This is a genomic window from Paenibacillus sp. FSL R10-2778 (assembly GCF_038593035.1).
Classification (GTDB): Bacteria; Bacillota; Bacilli; order Paenibacillales; family Paenibacillaceae; genus Paenibacillus_AQ; species Paenibacillus_AQ odorifer.
Window position 1 is genome coordinate 2732730 of record NZ_CP151956.1, and the last position, 16173, is coordinate 2748902.

General features: G+C 42.6%; 15 protein-coding genes and 1 tRNA gene. 9 read left to right on the forward strand and 7 right to left on the reverse strand.

From position 1 onward, the window contains the following. Window positions 1-1413 precede the first annotated feature (1413 nt). From NST40_RS11950 to NST40_RS11970, 5 genes are all read right to left on the reverse strand, one after another. On the reverse strand, window positions 1414-1944 hold the full coding sequence (locus NST40_RS11950) for a GNAT family protein (protein ID WP_076219398.1): 531 nt from the start codon (window positions 1942-1944) through the stop codon (window positions 1414-1416). 192 nt (window positions 1945-2136) lie between these two features. Further along, the gene (locus tag NST40_RS11955) at window positions 2137-2388 is read right to left on the reverse strand and encodes a DUF3951 domain-containing protein (RefSeq protein ID WP_076219399.1); all 252 of its coding nucleotides are present in this window, start codon (window positions 2386-2388) and stop codon (window positions 2137-2139) included. A 1756-nt stretch (window positions 2389-4144) separates the two neighbouring features. After that, window positions 4145-4216: transfer RNA gene (locus tag NST40_RS11960), tRNA-Val, on the reverse strand. Between the two features lie 152 nt (window positions 4217-4368). Next, the gene (locus NST40_RS11965) at window positions 4369-4671 is read right to left on the reverse strand and encodes a hypothetical protein (RefSeq protein ID WP_036686108.1); all 303 of its coding nucleotides are present in this window, start codon (window positions 4669-4671) and stop codon (window positions 4369-4371) included. A gap of 162 nt (window positions 4672-4833) precedes the next feature. Then, a complete protein-coding gene (locus NST40_RS11970) occupies window positions 4834-6048 on the reverse strand; it encodes a copper amine oxidase N-terminal domain-containing protein (RefSeq protein WP_342410718.1) in 1215 nt (404 codons plus the stop codon). A 202-nt stretch (window positions 6049-6250) separates the two neighbouring features. Between NST40_RS11970 and NST40_RS11975 the strand changes: the two genes are divergently transcribed. The 4 genes from NST40_RS11975 to NST40_RS11990 all read left to right on the forward strand — a co-directional run bounded on the left by NST40_RS11975 (window position 6251) and on the right by NST40_RS11990 (window position 8512). Next, window positions 6251-7324 (forward strand): site-2 protease family protein, encoded by a 1074-nt coding sequence (locus NST40_RS11975; protein ID WP_342410897.1) that lies wholly within the window; start codon window positions 6251-6253, stop codon window positions 7322-7324. Between the two features lie 99 nt (window positions 7325-7423). Continuing rightward, window positions 7424-7636, forward strand: coding sequence for a hypothetical protein (locus NST40_RS11980; protein ID WP_076129113.1), 213 nt, complete (start codon window positions 7424-7426; stop codon window positions 7634-7636). Between the two features lie 107 nt (window positions 7637-7743). Beyond that, window positions 7744-8187 (forward strand): GNAT family N-acetyltransferase, encoded by a 444-nt coding sequence (locus NST40_RS11985; protein WP_076136093.1) that lies wholly within the window; start codon window positions 7744-7746, stop codon window positions 8185-8187. An 85-nt stretch (window positions 8188-8272) separates the two neighbouring features. Then, entirely contained in the window at window positions 8273-8512 is a 240-nt protein-coding gene (locus NST40_RS11990) for a DUF3892 domain-containing protein (protein ID WP_036686113.1), read from the forward strand. A gap of 62 nt (window positions 8513-8574) precedes the next feature. Here the strand turns inward: NST40_RS11990 and NST40_RS11995 are convergent, their stop codons facing one another. After that, complete coding sequence (locus NST40_RS11995) at window positions 8575-9312, reverse strand: MBL fold metallo-hydrolase (protein ID WP_341002208.1); 738 nt, start codon at window positions 9310-9312, stop codon at window positions 8575-8577. 164 nt (window positions 9313-9476) lie between these two features. Between NST40_RS11995 and NST40_RS12000 the strand changes: the two genes are divergently transcribed. Both NST40_RS12000 and NST40_RS12005 read left to right on the forward strand, forming a co-directional pair. After that, complete coding sequence (locus NST40_RS12000; RefSeq protein WP_036686116.1) at window positions 9477-10031, forward strand: copper amine oxidase; 555 nt, start codon at window positions 9477-9479, stop codon at window positions 10029-10031. An 80-nt stretch (window positions 10032-10111) separates the two neighbouring features. Beyond that, entirely contained in the window at window positions 10112-10423 is a 312-nt protein-coding gene (locus NST40_RS12005; RefSeq protein ID WP_036686118.1) for a DUF1292 domain-containing protein, read from the forward strand. A gap of 130 nt (window positions 10424-10553) precedes the next feature. Here the strand turns inward: NST40_RS12005 and NST40_RS12010 are convergent, their stop codons facing one another. Further along, the gene (locus NST40_RS12010; RefSeq protein ID WP_036686120.1) at window positions 10554-12029 is read right to left on the reverse strand and encodes an aminotransferase class I/II-fold pyridoxal phosphate-dependent enzyme; all 1476 of its coding nucleotides are present in this window, start codon (window positions 12027-12029) and stop codon (window positions 10554-10556) included. 97 nt (window positions 12030-12126) lie between these two features. Between NST40_RS12010 and NST40_RS12015 the strand changes: the two genes are divergently transcribed. The 3 genes from NST40_RS12015 (at window position 12127) to gndA (ending at window position 16065) form a co-directional block, all read left to right on the forward strand. Then, window positions 12127-13416, forward strand: coding sequence for an MFS transporter (locus tag NST40_RS12015; RefSeq protein WP_076129116.1), 1290 nt, complete (start codon window positions 12127-12129; stop codon window positions 13414-13416). 377 nt (window positions 13417-13793) lie between these two features. Further along, the gene (locus NST40_RS12020) at window positions 13794-14390 is read left to right on the forward strand and encodes a hypothetical protein (RefSeq protein WP_036686566.1); all 597 of its coding nucleotides are present in this window, start codon (window positions 13794-13796) and stop codon (window positions 14388-14390) included. A 259-nt stretch (window positions 14391-14649) separates the two neighbouring features. Continuing rightward, a complete protein-coding gene (gndA, locus tag NST40_RS12025) occupies window positions 14650-16065 on the forward strand; it encodes an NADP-dependent phosphogluconate dehydrogenase (RefSeq protein ID WP_038570246.1) in 1416 nt (471 codons plus the stop codon). Window positions 16066-16173: the final 108 nt, after the last annotated feature.

Here is a 16173-nt window from a genome sequence, read left to right on the forward strand (position 1 = left end):
TATTTTGTGGAAACTGAACAGCCCCAAGTAATCCAGTGAATTGATGAACAATACGAAGATAAAACGTATTTGAAATATATGTTGAGGAGCTCTTGGACCTTCATGAAATTCGATTTCGTCAACAAAACCTGATTTTTTAGTAAAGGTTCAAAGAAGGTTTGTTTCTCTTGTAGACACAGAGGACAATTTTGTTAATATGGGGAAAACTATTTTTCGCAAAGTCAGGTAATAGCTTAAGCGGCATGATAAAGAAATAAAAATTATTCAAAAGGTGAGCCGCAGAAAAGCGACTCTTTTTGTTTTGCAGTCAGCCATTTGTAACGAAGGTTGTAATTAAACTATTCGAGGTGAACGGCTTCCAAACAGCAAACCTACCAGGAGCCATATAGAAGACGTACTTTACTTGCCCACATTGCAAGCATGAGTACGTGGCTTTTTATACAGATCGGAAGTAAGGGAGTTACAAGCAAAGATCAGACGAGTGCAGACTAAGCTTCAGAACCGAAGAGTTGATCAGGCTACAACGTTGAAGCAAGTCAAAGATATTCAAGCACAGATCAAGGCAGGCATGGATAGGCGAGATTGGAAATAGAGAAATGCATGAATTATTTCACCTATAACTCATCGGATCTAGCGAAGTTCATTTATTCAGGCGAGAAGTTTGAAGAATGAAAAAGACACTGGATTGTGAGGGTTAACCACCCTCTAAGTAGCAGAATAGCGAAACATATAGTTTAGCCCATAGAAATAAAGGATCAATAGAGCTACCGATCCAACAAACATCCAGATAATCACCTTTGTTCTACGATTCATTAAATCACCTCGATGTAATTTCCTGAATTATACCATAGGGGGTCATATCCAGTATGAGACAAAAAAGGGATACGGTGCGAATTTACCTTTTGGTGTCCACCGGAATCAATTAGCCACGTGGGACCCGAGTACCTGAAAGACAGGCTTCCTAATATTAAAATTGATCGTCATATCGCTTTTATCAAAAAAAACACTACGGTCTTGAAGTAGCACGGTGGGGAAGGCTGAGGAAGGGAGCGAAAAGGCATGACACAGACAAACATTTGCCCCCGAGAGGGGGCAGAGGCGGCTAAGCTCGATCCGGAATCGGCTGTGCCGAGATTTTTTGTGAATATCTTTTCGGTAAAGAGGTGTTAATTTACTGGTTTCAAAAAAAGAGGCTAGGAGAGTCTGTCTAGCCTTCTACGTTTGGAAGATGTGATAACAGTTGCTCTACTTAATACACAGTACGAAGATACAGATCATTAAATGAGTAGGAGTAACCCTCCTCTCCCAAAGGCTATGACGAAGTAGACGCAAACTATTCATTTAGTTGAGCAACGTGAAAATATAGTAAATAAAAAGCCTACACCATAAAAATGTAGGCCCACTCATTAAAAGTTACTCTGTTACTAATTTTGAGAAAATGCTTAAATCAATAAACTTTCCTTTGGACTTTTCGCACTTTCTCATTGTTCCTTCGAATGTATAGTTTAACTTTTGCAAAACTCTTATGGAATTATTGTTTTCGGGTTCGACTTTTGCTTCTATCCTGTTGAAATTTAAAGTATTGAACGCATAATCCATCAGAGATTGAATGGCCTCAGGAGCATATCCCTTGCCCCAATAATCTTTACCAATATCATATCCAATCTCTGCTTTAGCATTTGAAGAATCTATAGAATTATAACCGCAGGAACCAATTATGCGATTTGATTCTAACTCAATTACGGAATAACGAATAGCTTTGTTTTCCAAAGACAGGTTATTAAGAATTTTAATCATTTCTACTGCTTGGCTTTCCTCAGTGAAACTATTGATATTCATAAACTTTGTAACCTCTGGATCAGACCAAATGTTAAACAAACTAGCAGAGTCAGATAATTTCATTTTTCGTAATATTAGTCTTTCGGTTTGTATTTCTGTAATCAATATATTACCTCCATTATCTATTTATTTTGGGGTTAAGATATCGATATCTGCGCATAGTTCAGTCCCTTCAATATTTAATTCAACACTATTATAACGTAAGAGTTTTTTTATGTCACAGTACGAAGATACAGATCATTCAAGGAGTAGGAGTGTCCCTCCAAAGGTCATGACGAAGTAGCAGCCTATTGTGCATCAGGGAAGAGAAGGTCGTCGTTTTGATAATGAAATAATGTTTTTGTCCTTATCATCACCATGGTCTGCATTTTCTTCTATCTCTTTTTTCTCATCGTGAAACTCAACAGGAGATTGGGCCGTGATGTAGTCAAATGGAGTGTAATTATTATTTGGTAATTTTCTTGTAAGGATTACCTTTACAATGATGATTCCTAATGAAAGATAGAAAATCGCGCCTATTCCAGCCAACATGAACAGTACTAATCTCATTGTTAACACCGCCTTTGTTTGATTTTATAATCAAATGTTAATATTTACAAGATTCAGGCCGCTGCGTACTATTCATTCGACTGAGATTTGATGCACAGTAGGAATATACAGTGACAAAGAGGGTTAAAAGCTCTCCTCTCTTATAGAATCTGATGATCGGGGGTTTGCCCTAAAAGAACCGACAAGTACGATCGGTGGGAATATAGTAGCTACAGCATGGTGAGCGACGATAAGTGTCCTTGCTGCGGGGGAAGAGTGATTCATCGCATTTGGAACGAAGAATTGGATTGTGTAAAAACAGATGATAGATGTCTCTCCTCCGAATATCAACGTAACTGGTCATATGGGCACACCTTCACTTCTAGTTGGCAGATGGGACGGAGGATACCCGTATAGCACATCTAATTCAGAGGTCGAGGAGATAGAATAGGAATTCTCTCGGCAGGTCAGGTTAGTACGAACCCGCCGTAAGGATCAGAGACACGCAAGTATTTCCGCAGATTAGCATGGAGAGAACGCGCCAATAATCGGACATAGCCAATAAGGAGAGATAAACGAAATGGAAAAATAACCAAAGTTCAAGAAATCAGGACTGAAACCGGAAGACAAATTAATCATGCATACATGATACGAAGCTTGGAAGGAAGTAAACAAGGATAAGGTATGGACGGTGAAATCGGAACCGTGGGACTTGCATCAGAGGTAGTGTTGCTGGAAGGTTTTTAATGGCGGGTTTGCGACTGAATATCTGAAGAAGGCAGAGGGTTAACCACCCTCTCCTATATAAAGGAGAGGACAAATAACCAGTATGTATAGAAAGAACAATTACGCAAACAAGTTGCTCAGCGTCAGGGGTTGTACAAATGCAGATATTATAATCGGGGGATGCCGGGTGACCTCAAACGATTGATGACGAGATAAATTAAACCCAACCAAGGGAGGAAAATTGTCAGTATGACAGCAATAACAATCTTCCATATTTCGGATTTCTTTTTCCACATAACTCTAGCAACAAAAATTGGAACAAGTATACGTAGTGCATATATTCCAATACCAATGAGTATATATTCCATTTCAAATTCTCCTTATGTATTATTTATTCTCTTTTTACTATCGGTTGGAAAATAAATCATTATTAACATCGCTTCAATTTATTTGAAAATACAATGAAGAAATGAGGCAAAACCATGAAATCGATAACCATCATGCAACCGTGGGCAACACTTATAGCATTAGGGGAAAAGATATATGGAACGTGTAGCTAGTCCACAAAGCACCGCTATATATGTTGCTTCAATTATCGCACTAGCTGCAGTCGTTATTTTTTTATAAAATCCAAATTTGAGAGGAGCAATTATGAATAAAAATTCAAATAGCAGCACACTTCAATAAGCAAACTAAGGAATCTAAAAAGGAACTTGTATAGTTCCACGTTAAAGGCGATGACGAGATCAGTGGAAGTTAAGGTGGTTGAATAAACACATAAGACTACTTCTAATTATCCCTCTGTACTCACAGCGAAGGAAATCCAACAAATACTTGGTAAGGTGAACTTCAAACCTATGAACTATTAAACTCGGGTCAATTTCATATCGTGCGGGTCGGAAAGACGATAAAAGTATCCAAGGATGTATTTCTAAAACGGTTACAGGGGGTAAAAAAAGTGGTGCCGATAATGGCACCACTTTGCTTTTTCTTACAACCTATAAATCTCTGAACAAAAGAAAAAGCCTTATATAATAAGGCTTTTTCAGTATAGGACGGATGGGGTTCGAACCCATGACCCCTACCCTGTCAAGATAGTGCTCTCCCGCTGAGCTACCGTCCTGCGACGAAATTTATAATACCATACGATAGAGTAGGATGGCAATTCTTTTTTATAATCAATATAGATGTAGAGTTGTATTTACTTCTTAATTTTCTCCGATTAAGTAGTTAAATAGCTAGAAAGGGGATGACCGTTCATCCCCCTGCACCGAGTCAGATAAAAAACGGGAGTAGAAATAGACTGCTTATTCCGAAAAAAGGGATACGGCGTGGATAGAAGCGGCGTCTTGGGTAAAAGCCGGGCTGGAACCCGAATTGTCTATAGTTCGACTGCTCGGCAGGCATTCCGTTCATACGATCGACCATTTCATTGCTGGGAACCGCAAGGGTGATATAGTTCTGATCCACGTGAGCGATGAAGCCGTCAAAGGATTGACCATCAGTCGTTACTATACCTACATATTTATTCATGCAATTCCAAGCGACCTGTTGATGAAAATTTGTATTTGATTCCATGGATATCCTCCTCGAATGTTTCAATCCTGATAACAGTCTATGGTCCTTAGCCTACAACGTTCACGGCGTTTGCCTATATGTAGGAAGGTTAATTTTCAGGGATAATCACTGAGGAGGATTCGATTAGTTCTTTAATCAATACACATGCTTGTGCTGTACTTTCTAATCAACATTATTCTTGGAGTTATTGGAATGAGCTTCAATGGAGTAGATAACTTCTTTTTTGCCAGTAAGCGGAGAGTCATTTATAAAATACAATTTGTCACCGCTCCGTTTTACGAATTTCAAAGTATCTCCTTTAAAAGGAACATCGTTATTTTCCGCATATTCCTGATCCTTTGCTGTGAGTAGCTCCTTATACAAAAGGGTTCGCTCGCCTGTTTGGCGGTCGATTAAGGTTAGCAATCCATTCTGATTTCCACGAAGCAGTATGATTTCTTTATCAATGCTTTCTACATAGTAAGCATCTTCCTCGCCACCCAGCTTTACAAGATCAAGAGTATCTATTACATTGCCTGTGCCGTCTTGGATGAAACGTAAGGTATTACCATCATGCAAGATGAGGTTGCCATCATAAGGTTTGAAATCCGCATCTCCTCTGAACTGGTAAGCGAATGTGGCCTTGCGTAGTAATGCACCATTTTTGAATATGAGTGTGATTTCGCGTGTATTAATATGAGGCTCTCCATAGGAATCAATAATCTTAATGACTAGCAGACCCCCCGCCGTTTTCTCGATCTTCATTCCTGCCCAGTCAAAGTTTGTTTGGAGTGAAGTGAGTTTTATCACCGTATCCTTGCCTTGTGAGACATATAAATCACCATTAGCTTTGACCAGCATATAGGTACGCCCTCCAAAGGATTCTGTGAAAACATTGTAGGTCTTCAGATCATCTGCTAAAAGTGTGTTCGTTGTGGAGTCCAGACGGAGATGGCTGCCTTCGAAAGCCTTAACGATAAAACGGGCCGGCACATATATCCCATCTTCTTTGGATTTAAAAGGTATTCCTCCTAGATCTACCGCTTTCCCGTCAAGCACGCCAGTTTGACTCCCGATTCGAACAGCAAAACTTTTAGTCCAGCCTTTGAACAGAGCACGTTTGCCGGATTTATCCCATTCCATTTTTAAGCCAGCTTGTTCAGCGATCCCCCGAACATCTACGTAGATTACACCATTTTTGAGCAGCGCAGGTCCGCCTATGTTTCCACCAGGAATGCCAAATTGGTAGTATACTTGCGAAGTATTAGCAGAGGAAGCTTGGGCGAGCGCAGAGGACTCCGATACAGTTAATGAAGAGCTTGCTGACATGGTGGCAGGGAGTAAAAGTGTTGAGAGCATTAAGACGGATAACCAAGCTTTGGAGTGAAAAGAGAGCATATTAACCAACCCTTTCTTTATCTGGCAGTAAAATTTATCCATGATAGTTGGTTTGACGCTGAAACGTTTCTAAAAGTTGCGTCGTATACTTTCCGAAGGGCTCACTGTAGAAATATCCTTAATGCTTCTATGATAAGATAGATGGAACTGTACAGTAGTTTCTTAAAATTGAAAGATAAAGGAGCTTGTGATCTTGCCGCAAATGCAAAATGAGCAGAAAAAGAATACTTCTACTCCGCTGAAATGGTTGGGGGGCGGAGCCGCCATGCTCCTGTTAAAAGGAAAGGCGATTTTGTCTCTGCTGAAAATAGGTAAAATTGCCGGGCCGTTAATTTCCATGATGGTTTCGATAGGGGCATATGCTTTGATTTATCCGTGGGGGTTTGCTATAGGTATTGTCCTGCTTTTGCTTGTTCATGAATTGGGACATGTTATAGCCGCTAAGCGGATCGGGTTACCCGTCAGCGCTCCGTTATTTATTCCTTTTTTAGGCGCGTTAATTACTATGAAAAAACATCCGCTGGATGCGAAGACAGAAGCGTATGTTGCTTTTGGCGGACCGATTCTGGGTACTATTGGGGCTACTGCTGTGTTTGGAGCGGCATATTATATGGATAGTCCACTTCTTTATTCCCTGGCTTATATAGGCTTATTGCTTAATTTGATTAACCTGCTGCCAATCCATCCGCTAGACGGTGGACGTATTGCTACCGCAGTTACGCGCTGGCTGTGGCTTGTGGGTCTGGTGGGTGGCTTAGCTATAATCGTTTACTTGCGTTCGATTTTGTTCTTTATCATCTGGGCAATGTTTGCTTACGATCTGTATAATAAATATGTGAAAAAACGTAACAACAACCGGCCGCAGTCTGTGACTAAGGGGTTCTTAATTCCCGTGGAGCCCTTGCGAGAGGCGGGTTACATGATTCCAGGAGCTGAGCATCGCCGGGATTTACCTTTTACTACCTACAGTGATCTAGAGAGACAGCAGTATGTTGTGGTCAGATGGGACCAGCTGAATTATTATGGCAAAGCTACACTGCCACAGCAATGTATTATTGAAAAGGTAAGAATTTCGCAGCTGGAGCAAGTAACGTTAGAGAATGGTCTTCATTTAAAAATGCAATGTGACATCAGCTGTACCGTGTACGAAAATGATAAGTATTACGATGTGCCAGCCAGTACACGCTGGAAATATGGAATAGCTTATTTTGTTTTAGCAGGCTTTTTGGTTGGGATGATGTATTTAGTCCATTTGGTTGGAAACGTCAATCTCTAAGAGGGAAACTGGAATGAGCAGCTCCTATTGTTTATAAAGCTCCTGAATCGTCAAAGCTGTAGTGAGTATAAATGCAGCTGCGATGAAAGGAGCTTTTTTATGTCTAAAATTGTGAAATGGGAAGTCGGCGTTTGCCTATTGTTACTGCTGGGTGTAGTGGGGTGTTCTACGGCGAAACCCGCAAAAGTTATCGAAATCAATGAGATGACCAATCTGGATGGCAAATCTAAAAGTCAGTATCCTCCGTTGTCACCTGTGATGCAAGACGTATATAACCGTTCAATCCCTGAAGAAGTATATTCTGTGGATTAGTCTACTGAGAGGTTACGGATTCCATGTGTAGGCTTTTCTTTCTAGTCATTATTTTATATAATAGACAACTATCGTTGGCTACATAGAGAGAGGAGTTTGCAACTAACATGGCGGCAGAAATCTTACGGGTAACTACAGAGGAACAGCTTCAGATGGGGCTGGATATCCGTACTAAAGTATTTGTTGAGGAACAAAAGGTACCGGCCGAGGAAGAAATTGACGAATATGATGCCATCAGTCCGAATGCGCACCATATTCTGATTATAGATGAAGGGATACCTGTAGCAACGGGTAGATTGATCTATTACAAAGCAGGTACTGCTAAAATGCAGCGCATCGCCGTATTGAAAGACTATCGGGTCAAAGGATACGGACGTGTCTTGTTACTGGCGATGGAAGAGCTTGCTCGGGAGCTTGGACTGGAAGCTTCAATTCTAGATGCTCAGTGTCAGGCAGAGAATTTCTATAAGAAACTCGGCTATGAAGTTATTTCTACAGAACCATTTTATGATGCAGGTATATTACATGTACGGATGCAAAAAATGCTTTAAAGATGGCGCACATAATTATTGGACGCTCTACGCAAGCTAGGATGTGCCGAATGATGGCAAATCCAAGTGCAAGGGGCGAGCTAAAGTGCCAAATAACGAACGTGAATCTTTCGTAGCTGTTCAAAAAAATGGGGATGGCGATTTAACAAGCTTCCAGACCTCTACAGGACGTGTGCTGGCGTATGACCAAGCCCTGCAAGAAGTACAGGCCGGAAATATTGCCGGAGTGAACGCTTTTAAAGGTAAGGATGGAGAAACTTATATTCGCGGAGATGCGGATGGAGATCCAACTAACAATCTGGATAATTTGCCGACATTTTCATAGTTCTACATGAAAAGCCGTACATACGTCTACAGACGTTTATGTACGGCTTTTTTTTGTAAAGATCAGAGTTTATAGTTCACATGCTGCTCTAAAAATTCCATCTCTCCTGTAAGTCCGACGAAATCTGGTTGTTCATCGCTATAATGCATGAGCTTGATCCGCTCGCGAACATCTTTAGGCAGAGACATCAGCTCTTCCAGCGTGGTGTGAACAACGCCTGTTCCACTTAGTTGGCAGTCATGCAGGATGATCCGGATCCCGCGCTCCCGCACAAGGCTAATCAGTAGATCCGGCTGAAAGGTCATGTCCGCACTATAAAAAATCTCGTTGTTTATTAGAAGGGAATAACTGTTTTTCCCGGGAATATGCGGTGTTTGTATGATCTCTAATGAAAGAGTAGGAGAGAGCTTGTAGATATTTTCAGGCTGCATGGGCTTAACATCGAAGATATCAGATAAGGAAGACACAGCATCTTCTTGGTATAGACCTCCCTTTAACGTATTGTTCCATAAGGGCTCTATAAGTGTCTCGGGAAGAAGTAAGGTCATTTTTTTACCGTGCACATGCTTTAAGGTTAGTGCAAGCTCTTCCAGCCCTCCAACATGATCCGCATGAATATGTGTAATGAGCGTAGCATTTACGTCACTGAAGGATTTTTCAAGTCTATGCATGGCAAGCGGGGCTGTTATCCCGCAATCAATCAGCAGGGTGTAATTTTCATCTAGCAGCAAGCCATTGTTGTTAAAATATTTTTTCGCAAAAGCATTGCCTGTTCCTAGCATTTGTAGGCTTAGACTCATAAGAAAGAACCCTCCTGAAATCGGTTATAGCTAATGTTTCTACTTCGAATAAGACCATAATATCATTTTTCGCAAGATCAATGAAATATTTACCTGAAATCAGCGCAACTTGCTGAAACAAAGTAAGTATATATTAACAGCATGAATTATCTGGAGGGTCTCAAATGAATAGATGGAAAAAAATCACTTTGTGCGTGTTTGCTTTTTCCTTAATGGGTGGCTCATTATTATTCGCCGATTCCGTTAATCAGAAAATTAGAGTATGGAGCAACGGAAAAGAAATTGTAGACGGCGGTTATCTAATTGATGGAAAAACGTACATTCCTGCTAGAGAAACAGGCGGGGTTGTTACTTGGGACGGTTCTGGGAAAGTTACGATCCTTAAACCTAATGTCCATATTGTACTTTTTAAAGGGGATACGGTTTTTGGCAATGTCAATGTAGGCAAGCTGAAAATAAAGATATTAACTCAGGTAGATAGTCTGACCGAAGAGATTTCAGCAGTGAAAGTGGCCATGACAGATCCGTCTGGAAACGTTAAGGATATTCAGTCACAGGTGCTTGAAGGCTCGCAGAAGGATAATTTCTGGTTTCCAACCTCGGAGTTTACTTATGATTTTAAAGAAGCGGGCAAATACCGGGTAGGCTTCTATATTAAGCCCTCCAAAAATGCCGATTACGTACTTGTGTCGGAGAAGGTAATAACAGCGTTAAATTAGGTGTTCTAAATTGACCTGAACTAATCTAACGTGGTACGATACCAGATGTAGGATAATACAATTCAAAGTGAGGTATTACAATGAGCGATCACAAACATGAGCATGGTGAAGCATGCGGTTGCGGGCATGATCACGACCATGAGCACGAGGAGTTTGTGCTGACCTTGACGAACGAGCAGGGCGAAGATGTGGAAATGGTGCTTGTAGAAACGTTCGACATAGGCGAGAAATTATATGCTCTGTTGTTAGAGCGCGAGAATCCAGAAGCAGACGGCATTATTCTGCGTATGGAAGAAGAAGACGAAGAAATGGTATTGTATAATATCGAAGATGAAGAAGAATGGAAAGCTGTTGAAGAAGCTTACAACAATCTGCTTGCTCAGCAAGAATAGATTCTAGCGACTAAACTTAAGCTGTTCTATGTGAATGGAACAGTTGATGCTTATATACAGAAACCCGATACTCATTATGGTATCGGGTTTTTGTATAAATGATTTAAGTTTTTAAGGAAAAAGATAGATCTTAGGATATAGGATCGGCTTCAACAATCACCTTAACATTAGTGATGCTGCGGTCCTCAGGCCCTTTAACCGGCAGGCCGATTTCGACGTGGTCGATAATGTAGTCGATATTATCCTGAGTAATGACTTCGCCAGGGAGGAGAATCGGTATCCCCGGTGGATATACATAGATAAACTCTGCAATGATGTACCCAGCAGATTCGCGGAACGGAACTAACTGAGTGTCAGCATAAAAAGCATCTCTTGGAATTAAAGCAAGCTGCGGGATTTCTGGAACCTGAACCTTCAGTTCATAGATTTCACCCTTGCTATAATGGATAGCGGATAGCACCCGTAAAGCAGCTAATAATTTATCTACTGATTCTTGAGTATCACCTGGGGTAATAAGGCAAAGAATATTATACATGTCACTCAGTTCAACTTCGATGTTGTATTTCTCACGCAGCCAGTTTTCGGTTTCGTAACCAGTGATCCCTAAATGGCGAACGTGAATGTTAAGTTTGGTTGGATCTAGATCGAAAGTTGCTTCTGTTCCAAGTATTTCTTTACCAAAGCTGTACAAGCCTTCGATAGTGTTAATGGTCTCGCGTGCGTAGTTGGACAATTGGATGGTTCTTTCCGCCATTTCATGTCCGTTCAGCGCGAGATTGCGTCTAGATGTATCGAGAGACGCTAATAAAATATATGAGGTTGATGTTGTAGTCAGCATGCTCATAATGGTCTGCACCCGTTGTGGGTTAATCAGCCCAGTCTTCGCATTTAGATTCAGTACCGAGCTTTGCGTCATGGAACCACCAAGCTTATGCACACTAGTGGCAGCTATGTCCGCACCGGCCTGCATGGCCGATACCGGCAGATCCTCATGAAAATGAATCAGTACTCCATGTGCCTCGTCCACCAGAACGGGTACCCCGTAACGGTGAGCCAGGTCGACAATCGAACGCAGGTCGGCACATACGCCGAAGTACGTTGGATTGATAACTAGAACTCCTTTAGCGTCTGGATGACGCTTTAACGCTCGTTCCAGCGCACTGGTGGTTATGCCGTGATCTATCCCGAGATTCTCATCCTGTACAGGCGAGACGAACACAGGCTTGGCTCCGGAGAAGATAATGGCCGACATTACGGATTTATGAATGTTACGCGGCACAATTATTTTTTCACCCGGTGAGCAGACAGAGAGGATCATCGTCATGATGGCATTGCTCGTGCCCTGTACGCTAAAATACGTATAGTCGGCGCCGAAAGCCTTCGCAGCCAGCTTTTGAGCCTCCTGGATTACGCCAGTTGGCTGATGTAGATCATCAAGCGGTGCGATGTTGATTAGATCTATGGATAGAGCGTTATCGCCGATAAACTCACGGAATTCGGCATCGGTTCCTAGCCCCTTCTTATGCCCGGGAATATGAAATTGAACTGGATTGCCGGCGGCATGCTTTTTTAGAGCTGTGAAGAGGGGAGTACGGTGTTGATTCATTTAATGCTGTCACAACCTTTCGCGAATAGTTAATTTTTAAGGCAAGCATCAGTATAACAAAACAATCTTCAGAATACTAGGATTTGGATGTGATAGAATGTCCACGAAAGCTGAACAACGGATGAATATTAGTTTAGCATCACCATTTATTATTGAGATGTGGGTAATTATTTTTTTAGTTGAATTTGTTAAAGGTTCGCTGCTTGTTGCTTTATTGCCAGTGTATATGGAGAATATACTGGGGCTGTCGGTGACAGTAGTGGGATTCGCTTTTGCCCTACAGTATTTGGGGGACAACGTCTTCCGCAGCCCTTCAGGCTGGGTTATGGAGCGCATAGGGTTCCGCTGGACGATGACAAGTGCATTGCTGCTGATTCTAGTAGCCATTGGTTTGATCATCTATGCCAAAACGGCCGTTGCGTTATCCATCGCCTGTCTCATTCTTGGGATCGGGACCTCACCGCTTTGGCCATGTGTGATGACCGGGATTACCGAGCTGGCCGGATCAACCAAAAGCGGCAGCAGTGGTGCGGCCATGGGCGCTGTTGAGATGGCTTCTCTCGCAGGAACAGGAATCGGTCCAATTGTTGTGAATTTTTTAATGGATCAGGGTGGACAAAGCTATCACGTAGCTTTTCTAGTCTTGTTAGGTTGTGCTGCCGCTGTAGTTGTAGTAGCCCTTTTCTTACCTAAACGAATCTCTTCTAGCGGGTCTCATGCTGTCGTGAGGGACATGCATGGACTTGGTGGAGCAATGGAGCGTAAAAAGCTTAGTCCGTTAGAAAGTATAAAAAGAACGCTGCATCAGGTGAGAACTACGCTGAAAGTCAGCAGATGGCTGTACCCGGCGTTGTTCCTACAGGCCTTCGCCATTGGCTTGATGACACCTGTAGTTACCTTGTTCGCACGTACAGAGCTGCATGTTAGTCCCAATCAATTCAGTTTGCTCCTCATTGCAGGGGGAGGGATTACAGTTCTTGCACTTATTCCCGCAGGTAAGCTGGTGGACCGTATAGGGACAACGGTGTTTCTGAATATAGGTTTTTTGTTAGCTGCCTTTTCGCTGGCCTTTTTCTCTCAGGTTCGCTGGCTGCCACTTGCCTTTATCGCGGTGGCACTGGTCGGTATAAGCTACGCGCTTATCCTCCCGGCATGGAATGCCTTTCTGGCTAAGCAAGTACCTAAGGGAGAACGAGGGACGGTCTGGGGGCTGTTCCTGACACTCCAAGGCTCAGGAATGGTAGCGGGGCCAGTATTATCAGGTAGATTATGGGATCATGTAGGACATGGTGTCCCATTCCTGGCAAGTGCTATTGTAATGCTGATGCTCTTCGGGCTGCATCTGCTTATCGTGCATAGAACGAAACAGAAATTTAAGACTAGCTGAGGAAAAAAAGCCGCTGATAACCGGAGAATGATCCGGTATATCAGCGGCTTTTTAGAAAATTAGAAGGACATACGATATAACAGAAGTAAGTTTCGAAGGTCTTCTGTATGACACTGTGCAGCTGAAGGACTAGAACGTTTATGCTCCAAAAGGACTAAAAGGCATTAAAATTCTCGATCAGCGTTTGGAGAAAGGCTGTTGCGGGTAAAAATAGTCAATAAACCAAGTTACCGCTACATAAACTGAAGTATAAAATAAGATTAAGACGAACGCAAAAAGGAAGTTAACTCAAGAAGAGGTCCGGCAGCCATGATTACTCTGGAATTGAACTAATGAAGGTTGGCTTTACAGATGTGAAGCTGTTAGGGGGGAGTGCCGTGAACAAAAACGACGAGGTGGAATATTGTAACCTGGAACTGCGGTTCGACAGACAGCATATCCAGGACCTGATCAAGGATTTGATTCAAGAAGGTTATTCCCTATATTGGAGCGAGAATGAACAGGTCTTTGTGATTTCGGTCCGTACGGGTCGTAAGTTAGTGAAATTGCGGTTTCAAAGGATTAAAGACGGCTATAAGCTTGTGGGCGATTATATGATCCGTGATGCTCGCTTGTCAGAGTGGATGGAGAAATTAATTGGGGATATGCGCGGGCATGCAATCGTTAAACGTTTCCGGGATCGGCAGATTATTATTGAAAATATTTTGTTTGGCGAAGTGATTCGCCTAGTTGAAATTTCTGGTTATCAGCAGCGCGTGTTATATCAGAAGGGACCTATGCTCACAGATGAGGAGCTGACAAGACTCTTTTATTCTATTGAAGGGGAAGAACGGGTTCGCCAGCGGAGAATTGAAGTAGATGAACAGTTGGATCGGTTAAATGATGCCCTAAAGGCTGGAGATACGGTTCGCGCGGACAAATGTCGAGCTGAGCTTGCCTTTTTGACCAAGGAATTGTTTATGTTAGAATGGTAAGCAAGTGCCGCAAATGTTCTTTCAAGGCACCCCGTTCATCGGGGTGTCTTATATTTGTATTGGAACTTGCATACAGGGGTTCACTTCTGACGTTAAAAACGTTAAAATAGTCATTGTGATCATTTCTTAGACTGAATTTGTCAATGAAATTGATCTCTATTCGCAGGGCAGGCTTTGCTGTCTCTGATAAAGGGTGGTATTCTTATACTGCGAGAAATGGATTTCACAAAAATATAGGGTGCAAAGGGTGGAGGACCAGATGGCAAAACAACAAATCGGCGTTATTGGCTTGGCGGTAATGGGCAAGAATTTGGCTCTAAATATCGAAAGCAAAGGTTTTTCCGTATCCGTATTCAACCGCTCCCCGGAGAAGACACATGATCTTCTTGCTGAAGCGGAAGGTAAAAACCTCGTAGGCACATTTTCCGTTGAGGAATTTGTAGCTTCGCTGGAAACACCGCGCAAAATTCTGATCATGGTTCAAGCTGGTAAAGCTACTGATGCTACCATCGAGCAACTGCTGCCGCATCTTGATCAAGGCGACATCATTATCGACGGAGGGAATGCTTACTTCCCTGATACAGTTCGTCGTAGTAAAGAGCTGGAAGAAAAGGGTTTCCGCTTTATCGGTACTGGAGTTTCCGGTGGTGAAGAAGGTGCTCTTAAAGGTCCTTCGATTATGCCAGGTGGTCAAGAAAGTGCGTATAAACTTGTAGAGCCTATCCTAACGGCAATCTCAGCCAAAGTTGACGGAGAGCCTTGCTGTACATATATCGGACCTGACGGTGCAGGACACTATGTTAAAATGGTGCACAACGGTATCGAATATGGTGATATGCAATTGATCTGTGAAGCTTATCAGTTGTTGAAAGATGTTCTAGGTCTGGATGCAAAAGAACTTCACAATATTTTCAAAGAGTGGAACAGCGGCGAGCTCGACAGCTACCTGATCGAGATCACTACTGATATCTTTGCTCAATACGACGAAGAAACCGGCAAACCTATGGTTGACGTTATCCTTGATTCCGCTGGCCAAAAGGGTACTGGTAAATGGACAAGCCAAAGCTCACTTGATCTTGGTGTACCTCTGTCCATGATTACCGAATCCGTATTCTCCCGCTTCCTGTCTGCTATGAAGGATGAGCGCGTAGAAGCAAGCAAAGTGCTTAACGGACCAGAAGCAACAACATTTGAAGGTGACAAAGCCGAATTCATCGAGAACGTGCGTAAAGCATTGTTCGCGAGCAAAATCGTATCCTACGCGCAAGGTTTCGCTCAACTTCGCGTAGCTTCCGACGAATATGGTTGGGATCTGAAATATGGCGAGCTGGCTAAAATCTGGCGCGGCGGCTGCATTATCCGTTCCCGTTTCCTGCAAAATATCACAGATGCTTATGAGAACAATGCAGAGCTTAAGAACCTGCTTCTTGATCCTTTCTTCAAGAATGTTATGGACAATTACCAATCTGCATGGCGTAAAGTCATTGCTTCTGCGGTAACTTTGGGTGTTCCAGTTCCTGGATTCTCCAGCGCATTGGCTTACTATGACAGCTACCGTACAGAACGTTTGCCTGCTAACTTGCTTCAGGCTCAACGTGATTACTTTGGCGCTCACACCTTCAAACGTGTGGACAAAGAAGGCGTCTTCCACCACAACTGGATGGCAGCGGAATAATCTAATTGACGGTATGACAAGCGGCCCGGACGGCTTCACCAGAAATGGGGAGCCTTTCGGGTCTTTTTTTACTGGAAGAAGCGGATTGTCTAATGTTTTGACCCTGTG

What these genes read in the sequence shown, in the direction of transcription:
- NST40_RS11970 (WP_342410718.1), bottom strand. Translation starts at nt 6,048, where the DNA reads ATGCTCTCTTTTCACTCCAAAGCTTGGTTATCCGTCTTAATGCTCTCA.
- gndA (WP_038570246.1), top strand. Translation starts at nt 14,650, where the DNA reads ATGGCAAAACAACAAATCGGCGTTATTGGCTTGGCGGTAATGGGCAAG.
- NST40_RS12005 (WP_036686118.1), top strand. Translation starts at nt 10,112, where the DNA reads ATGAGCGATCACAAACATGAGCATGGTGAAGCATGCGGTTGCGGGCAT.
- NST40_RS12000 (WP_036686116.1), top strand. Translation starts at nt 9,477, where the DNA reads ATGAATAGATGGAAAAAAATCACTTTGTGCGTGTTTGCTTTTTCCTTA.
- NST40_RS11980 (WP_076129113.1), top strand. Translation starts at nt 7,424, where the DNA reads ATGTCTAAAATTGTGAAATGGGAAGTCGGCGTTTGCCTATTGTTACTG.
- NST40_RS11975 (WP_342410897.1), top strand. Translation starts at nt 6,251, where the DNA reads ATGCAAAATGAGCAGAAAAAGAATACTTCTACTCCGCTGAAATGGTTG.
- NST40_RS11965 (WP_036686108.1), bottom strand. Translation starts at nt 4,671, where the DNA reads ATGGAATCAAATACAAATTTTCATCAACAGGTCGCTTGGAATTGCATG.
- NST40_RS11985 (WP_076136093.1), top strand. Translation starts at nt 7,744, where the DNA reads ATGGCGGCAGAAATCTTACGGGTAACTACAGAGGAACAGCTTCAGATG.
- NST40_RS11995 (WP_341002208.1), bottom strand. Translation starts at nt 9,312, where the DNA reads ATGAGTCTAAGCCTACAAATGCTAGGAACAGGCAATGCTTTTGCGAAA.
- NST40_RS12015 (WP_076129116.1), top strand. Translation starts at nt 12,127, where the DNA reads ATGTCCACGAAAGCTGAACAACGGATGAATATTAGTTTAGCATCACCA.
- NST40_RS11955 (WP_076219399.1), bottom strand. Translation starts at nt 2,388, where the DNA reads ATGAGATTAGTACTGTTCATGTTGGCTGGAATAGGCGCGATTTTCTAT.
- NST40_RS12010 (WP_036686120.1), bottom strand. Translation starts at nt 12,029, where the DNA reads ATGAATCAACACCGTACTCCCCTCTTCACAGCTCTAAAAAAGCATGCC.